At 45.8% G+C, this 7,007-nt stretch carries 6 protein-coding genes and 1 pseudogene; 5 read left to right on the top strand and 2 right to left on the bottom strand.

All coding sequences use genetic code 11. The features are described from left to right. Positions 1-190 (bottom strand): annotated as a pseudogene (locus tag MHN01_RS11840) (putative 2-aminoethylphosphonate ABC transporter substrate-binding protein); the annotation flags it as partial. Between the two features lie 267 nt (positions 191-457). Here MHN01_RS11840 and phnW point away from each other — a divergent pair. From phnW to MHN01_RS11815, 5 genes are all read left to right on the top strand, one after another. Then, a complete protein-coding gene (gene phnW, locus MHN01_RS11835; protein ID WP_239411535.1) occupies positions 458-1,627 on the top strand; it encodes a 2-aminoethylphosphonate--pyruvate transaminase in 1,170 nt (389 codons plus the stop codon). Then, on the top strand, positions 1,624-2,997 hold the full coding sequence (locus MHN01_RS11830) for an aspartate aminotransferase family protein (RefSeq protein WP_239411534.1): 1,374 nt from the start codon (positions 1,624-1,626) through the stop codon (positions 2,995-2,997). The genes phnW and MHN01_RS11830 overlap by 4 nt, the downstream gene beginning before the upstream one ends. A 2-nt stretch (positions 2,998-2,999) precedes the next feature. Continuing rightward, positions 3,000-3,812, top strand: coding sequence for a phosphonoacetaldehyde hydrolase (gene phnX / locus MHN01_RS11825; protein WP_255725174.1), 813 nt, complete (start codon positions 3,000-3,002; stop codon positions 3,810-3,812). A 287-nt stretch (positions 3,813-4,099) separates the two neighbouring features. Continuing rightward, complete coding sequence (gene glgC / locus MHN01_RS11820; RefSeq protein WP_239411533.1) at positions 4,100-5,320, top strand: glucose-1-phosphate adenylyltransferase; 1,221 nt, start codon at positions 4,100-4,102, stop codon at positions 5,318-5,320. A 411-nt stretch (positions 5,321-5,731) separates the two neighbouring features. Further along, a complete protein-coding gene (locus MHN01_RS11815; RefSeq protein WP_239411532.1) occupies positions 5,732-6,136 on the top strand; it encodes a hypothetical protein in 405 nt (134 codons plus the stop codon). A gap of 69 nt (positions 6,137-6,205) precedes the next feature. On the opposite strand, the gene MHN01_RS11810 is transcribed toward MHN01_RS11815, so the two are convergent. Then, positions 6,206-7,007, bottom strand: an 802-nt coding sequence (locus MHN01_RS11810) for an amino acid permease (protein ID WP_239411531.1), incomplete at its 5' end; no start/stop codon positions are given.

Genomic DNA, 7,007 nt, shown 5'->3' with positions numbered 1-7,007 from the left:
TGATGCCGGTTGAGTCACGCACCCATTTAATTTTGATATCTGGGTTTGCCTGCTCGAAGCCGTTTTTGAACTTCGCCAGCATGTCCGTTTCATACGCGGTGTAAACCGTTAGCTCTTCAGCTGCAAAAGCAGAGCTTGCGGTCAGGGCTGCAATGGCAGTTAAAGGTGCAAAAATCCAACGGTGTTTCATCGTTATTTCTCCATGAAATGAGTTTTGGTCTGTACCAGATTGTCCGACCCAAATGATGCTAGGGAGCCAATATGACACTTCGATGATTGTCGTATTTCAGTTTGCTAACAGTTTTGTGTGGCTTTTTTGACACCACGAAATTCGTGGTCAGGAGGCTAAATGAGAATTTATGAAAGTTTTATTAACTCTGACTTAGAGGGATTTACAGCAAATGAAGCTGATCGTTATAGTTTAATCAAACTGGTATAGTCCAAATGGAATCAAATAATGGAAAACTCGGATAATCAATATCTGCTACTGACTCCTGGTCCTTTATCAACAAGCCGCTCAGTACGTGAGGCGATGCTGAAAGACTGGTGTACCTGGGATGATGACTACAACAAAGGCATTGTTGAGGTGATCCGCAAACAGCTGGTTGAACTCGCAACTAAGTATCCCGGTTATACAAGTGTATTGATGCAGGGAAGCGGGACAGCTTCGGTGGAAGCAACGCTAGGCTCAGTGATCCCCTCTGACGGTAAATTGCTGGTGATAAATAATGGTGCCTATGGAGAACGTATTGGCACGATTGCCCAATACCTGAACATTGAACACCACGTTGTGGAGCTTGGCGAGGTAATACAGCCTGATATCGAAGCCCTTGCGACCATATTGGAACAAGATAAGACGATCACCCATATCGCTATGGTGCACTGCGAAACGACGACAGGCATGCTTAACCCTATAGAAGCCGTTACTCGTTTGGCTAAGGCGCACAACAAGGTCATGATCCTGGATGCGATGTCGAGCTTTGGCGGTATACCGCTGGATATTGGTGCGCTCGACATTGATTTCATGATCAGCTCTGCCAACAAGTGTATTCAGGGCGTACCGGGCTTTGGCTTTGTGCTGGCAAAGCAGGCCGAGCTGGAAAAATGTCAGGGCCGTGCCCGTTCGTTGTCGCTTGATCTTTATGATCAGTGGCATTGCATGGAAAAAAATCACGGTAAATGGCGCTTTACCTCACCGACACACACGGTACGGGCGTTCCACCAAGCAATGATTGAGCTGCATGAAGAGGGTGGTGTAGAAGCGCGCTACCAGCGCTATCGCTCGAACCAGAAAATTCTCGTGGAGGGGATGGAAAAGCTTGGTTTTAAGTGCCTGCTGGATAAGTCACTCCATTCTCCGATCATTACCTCTTTCTATTCACCAACCCATCCCGAGTATGATTTCAAAATCTTTTATACCCAGCTGAAGGCTAAAGGCTTTGTTATCTATCCGGGCAAAGTGTCCAATGCGGATTGCTTCAGGATCGGCAATATAGGTGATGTCCATAATGATGATATGCACAGCCTGATTGATGCCATCGAGACTTCTATGTATTGGGATAACGGCTACGCACAAGAAAACAGTGTCAGTCAGCCGGTAGTGGCCCGTCAGGAGCAAGGTGCATGACTCAGCAAACATTGACCGAGCAGTCGCTTCGCAGCGAAGGGGATACCAATATTACTCCTGCGCGTGAATCGTGGACGCGCTCTATTTCCGATCATCAAACTCGGCTGATGCTGGAACAGGATAGTCGCTATTTTCTGCATCAGGCGATGTCTACGCCATGTCTTGACGCCTTGGTGGGCGCCGAAGGTATCTACATCGAGGATGTAGCGGGTAAACGCTATATGGATTTTCACGGCAATAATGTCCATCAGCTCGGCTACGGTCACCCGCATGTTGTCGAGCGAATACAGCAGCAACTGGCTGAGCTACCTTTCTCGCCAAGACGTTTTACCAATCAGACCGCCATTGATTGTGCAAAGAAGCTGACTGAAATCGCTGGTGGTGAGTTAAACCGGGTGCTATTTGCGCCCGGAGGTACATCGGTTATCGGAATGGCACTGAAGCTTGCCCGCTATATAACGGGTAACTATAAAGTCGTCTCCCTGTGGGATTCTTTCCATGGTGCCTCCCTAGATGCAATCTCTGTTGGTGGTGAAGCTTGTTTTCGTGAAGGAATGGGGCCGCTGATGGCTGGTGTCGAGCGTATTCCGCCAGCTGTGAGTTATCGCGGGGCATTCCCTTCATCGGATGGTAGTGATGTGCACTATGCCGATTATCTTGAATATGTGATTGAGAAAGAAGGCGGCATTGGTGCGTTCATCGCAGAAGGTGTGCGCAATACTGATGTTCAGGTACCCAGTAAAGCCTATTGGCAGCGGATCCGGGATATTTGCGATCGCCACAATGTCTTGCTGATCATCGATGACATTCCAAACGGAATGGGTCGTAGCGGTAACTGGTTTACCTATCAGGAATTTGGCATTGAACCGGATATTTTGTGCATTGGCAAAGGCTTGGGAGGCGGGGTTGTCCCTATGGCCGCCATGCTGACCAAAGACAAGTACAACATGGCTTCACATGTTTCTTTGGGTCATTACACCCATGAAAAAAGCCCTATCGGTTGTGCAGCAGCCCTTGCCACGATTGAAGTGATTGAGCAACAAAACCTACTCGCCAAGGTAAAGGCTGATGAAGCTTATATGCGCGACAGTCTGGAGAGTATGAAGCAGCGTTATCCATTAATAGGCGATGTACGAGGCATTGGTTTGCTTTGGGGTATTGAGCTTGTCGTCGATCGGGATACCAAGGAGAGAGCGCTACAGGCTGCAGAGCAGGTTATGTATCGCTGTTTAGAACTAGGTGTGAGCTTTAAGGTGTCACAGGGTAACGTTTTGCAATTGAGTCCGCCGCTAATTATTGAGCGTGAGGATCTGGTTAGAGCGCTGGCTATTGTTGAGAAGGCAATTAAAGAAGTAAGCGAAAGGAAGTAATAATGACAACACATGTAAAAGCGGTGATGTTTGACTGGGCTGGGACCGTGGTTGATTTTGGCTCTTTTGCACCAACAACGATCTTTGTCGAAGCGTTTAAGCGCGAATATGATTTTGATATCTCTCTTGAAGAAGCCCGTGTTCCGATGGGACTCGGTAAATGGGAGCATATTCAGGCTGTTGGTGCATTGCCTGAAGTGGATAGCCGTTGGCAGACACAGTTTGGTCAGTCGATGCAAAAAGAAGATATCGATAAAATCTATCAGACCTTTATGCCTCTGCAGGTGAAGAAAGTGGCCGAGCATGCGGATTTGATCCCAGGCGCGAAGGAGGTGATTGATGGTTTGCGTGAAAAGGGGATCAAAATTGGCTCTTGTACCGGCTACCCGCGTGTAGTGTTGGATGAGTTAATCCCGGCTGCAAAAAACAAAGGTTATAGCCCCGACTGTGCTGTTGCTACCGATGATTTAAAAGCGGGTGGACGTCCTGCACCCTATATGTTGTTGCAGAATATGATTGAGCTCGCGGTTGATGAAGTTAAAGCCTGTGTGAAGGTAGATGACTCTGTGCCGGGAATTACCGAAGGGTTGAATGCTGGCATGTGGACAGTCGGACTCTTGCTGTCTGGTAATGAAGCGGGTTTGACCCAAGAGCAATTTGAGCATGCTGACGAGGCAACGTTAGCTGCCGCCCGGGTCAAGGCGCAGGATGCATTTGCCCATTCTGGTGCACATTATCTTATCGATACGATTGCCGACTTACCTGGAGTTATTGCTGATATTGAGCAGCGACTGGCGAATGGTGAACGTCCTTAAGCGACAGTTACACCAACAACACAATCAATCTCTATCAAGCCTTTGGGTCACGCTGATGCAAAGGCTTTTTCTTTTTTTATTTAACTCATAGTGCTCCAACTAAGTGCATTGCACTACTGCCATCCCGGTTATGGTGCAACATAACAACGTGTTTGTTCGTCGTGTATCCGCCAGAAACGGTATTGGAGCTGGAATCTAGCAAGATTGTGGTTAAGTCGAGGAGGATCCAAATACTGGCTTGATCTTTGCTGATAATGTTTCAAGCCAAACTAAAAAGGGGATATCCGATGAAAGATGAGACCATAACAGTCATTCTGGCTGGTGGAGAAGGGAAACGCTTGTCACCGCTTACAGATAATCGCGCAAAACCAGCGGTACCTTTTGGCGGTAAGTATCGGATTATCGATTTTACTCTGGCAAACTGCCTGCATTCGGGGCTAAGGCAGATTCTGGTTCTGACACAATACAAGTCTCATTCACTTCAGAAACACCTTCGTGATGGCTGGTCAATTTTCAATCCTGAACTGGGGGAATATATCACTGCTGTTCCGCCGCAGATGCGAACCGGTGATAGCTGGTATCAGGGGACGGCTGACGCCATATACCAGAACCTATATCTGCTTTCTCGTAGTGCAGCAAAGTATGTTGTCGTCCTTTCTGGTGATCATATTTACCGTATGGATTATGCACCAATGCTGAAGCACCACAAAGAATCAGGCGCTGAGCTGACAGTCGCCTGTATGGAAGTGCCCAAAGAAGAGGCGAGTGCTTTCGGTGTTATGGCTGTGGATGATAAGTTTCAGGTGACGCAGTTTGCTGAAAAGCCTGAAATCCCGGCTACTATTCCCAATAAGCCGGATTCCAGTTTGGTTTCAATGGGGATCTATATTTTTTCGATTGATGCTCTTATCAGCACATTAGAGCGTGATGCGACCAACCCGCAATCGAGTCATGATTTCGGTAAAGATATCATTCCGGGACTTATCGATAATCAAAGTGTCTTCGCATATCAGTTCGGTGGGGAAGAGGGACGTGTAAGTCAGGATGCTTACTGGCGTGATGTCGGTACAATTGATGCGTATTATCAATCAAATATGGATTTGCTAAAGGTACAGCCGCCATTGCAGCTGTATCAGCAAGACTGGCCGATCCGCACCTACGAGCCTCAGCTACCACCGGCTCGTACAGTATCATCGGCTGCGGGTAATGAGGGTATTTTTATTAATTCGATTATCTCAAGTGGAGTTGTTATTTCCGGAGGATCAGCACAAGATTCAATATTATTTCCAAAGGTTTCCATTAATAATGCTGCGGTAGTGATAAACAGTATTTTATTTGAAGGGGTGACTGTTGGTGCAGACTCACATCTTGAGAATTGTATTATAGACAAGAATGTTAATATTCCTCCTGGCACCATAATTGGTGTAAATAAAAAACAAGATAAAGAGCGGTTTCACGTATCAGAAAATGGTGTGGTTGTTATTTCTGCGTCTCAACAGTTTTCCTAAATACATATCTATAAGGATGCTTTTAGGGAATAAGTTCTTATTGGCATTTCATTATATTAAGCAAAGTAATAATAGGAAGAACATTGATTGTTAATCATATGTTCTGCCTATGTTGCTTTATTTGTGCTTGTTATGCGGCTTCACGCAAGAAAGTGAAGAAAATTGTCGGTTAGGTCAATATTTCAGCAACGTGAAGCATGTGTTTTGAAAGTTTTGTTGATGTTAATCAATTGTTTGATAGGTATTTTAATATTGGTTTTTAGGCTCTAAAAGTAAGATCAGACGCAAATTTTGAAAAATAAACAATTCCTCAGAAACAAGTTAGTCGTATAGTTGAATACGGTTACAAGTAGATGCCAATCGTCACACTGAGTCGCAACAACAGTGGTTATGTTTCTTTTAAGGATGATTATGGAAACATCAGTTGAAATCTCAAAAAACAGTAACGTCGTGTTTGATTACACATCGTTCTTATCTGCATCTTGTAAACATAGGATGACTTTTATCGATGCATTAAAGGCGTTAATTCCGGCATTTGAAATTTCATGGACATCTTCATTGCCAAAAGAATTAACCGAGTCAGAAAAATTACAGATGCAGGCATTAAAAGTGCTGTCAACCAATACCAGTGATTCGAATAATCTGATCCGTTTGCTACGACTGGCACGAGCTGAACAGATTGACGAATTGTTAATTACTTTGCCGTATGCTCTGGAAAGTGAGCAGCTTGATCAGATTGAAAGCAAAGCCAGTTGTAGAATTACCATGGCGTCTGATAACGGTGAGGAACTGAGAGTTCACATGGTTGAGCCTTAAATGCCGATTCGTTTGCAATCAAATAAAAAGCCAGCTGTTTAGCTGGCTTTTTTCTTGATTGGTGATTACTCAGATTATGCCTTGCCATAGCATGCCTACGGCAAGAAATGCTGCGACGGTCAGGAGGCTGGCTGCCGCTTTCTCTGAACCGACAAAGACATCTGTATTTTGCTCACGCTTAGCCTTGATATAGAAATACAACCCTGGTAAATACAGTAATGCGGACAGGAGCAGGTAGTTCAGGCCAGACGCGTAGAGCAACCAAATACCGTAAAGGCTTGCACCAAGTCCAACCCAAAACAGTGAGCCCCGATCTTTGCGCTCGATAGCCAGTTTCAGCGTATAGGCACCAACAAGGAAGTAAGGAACCAGAATCATTTCAGATGCGACTGCCAGCAGCATATCGTAGGTACTACCCGCAAAAACAACAAAAAACAAGGAAACCTGAACGCAGCCGTTTGTAAGCAGTAGTGCATTAATCGGGCTGCCAGCCTTATTTTGCCGGGCTAGGCTTTTTGGGAACATGTTGTCTTTTGCGCCCAGGTAAGGGGCTTCAGAAGCCAATACTGTCCAGCTCAAGAAGGCACCACAAACAGAAATCAGTAGCCCACAGCCAATGATGACAGAGCCCCAGGGGCCTAAAATTTCTGTCAGTACTCGGGCCATGGATGGGTTCTGATAGGTAGCCAGCTGTTCGGTACTGATCACGCCCATAGAAAGCAATGTCACCAGCACATAGATAGTAAGGGCGGTCAGTAAACCTAATATGGTTGCCCGGCCAATATCTTTGCGGCTCTTTGCTCGGCTTGAAACAACAACCGCACCCTCGATACCGATAAATACCCACACTGTTATGAGCATGGTGCTTTTA

The organism is Photobacterium sp. OFAV2-7, assembly GCF_022347985.1.
In the GTDB taxonomy this organism is placed as follows: Bacteria; Pseudomonadota; Gammaproteobacteria; order Enterobacterales; family Vibrionaceae; genus Photobacterium.
This window is presented reverse-complemented; position numbering and strand designations above follow the sequence as displayed.

Excerpts from the sequence above, each read along its gene's own strand:
- phnW (WP_239411535.1), top strand. The coding sequence starts at position 458 with ATGGAAAACTCGGATAATCAATATCTGCTACTGACTCCTGGTCCTTTA.
- MHN01_RS11830 (WP_239411534.1), top strand. The coding sequence starts at position 1,624 with ATGACTCAGCAAACATTGACCGAGCAGTCGCTTCGCAGCGAAGGGGAT.
- phnX (WP_255725174.1), top strand. The coding sequence starts at position 3,000 with ATGACAACACATGTAAAAGCGGTGATGTTTGACTGGGCTGGGACCGTG.
- glgC (WP_239411533.1), top strand. The coding sequence starts at position 4,100 with ATGAAAGATGAGACCATAACAGTCATTCTGGCTGGTGGAGAAGGGAAA.
- MHN01_RS11815 (WP_239411532.1), top strand. The coding sequence starts at position 5,732 with ATGGAAACATCAGTTGAAATCTCAAAAAACAGTAACGTCGTGTTTGAT.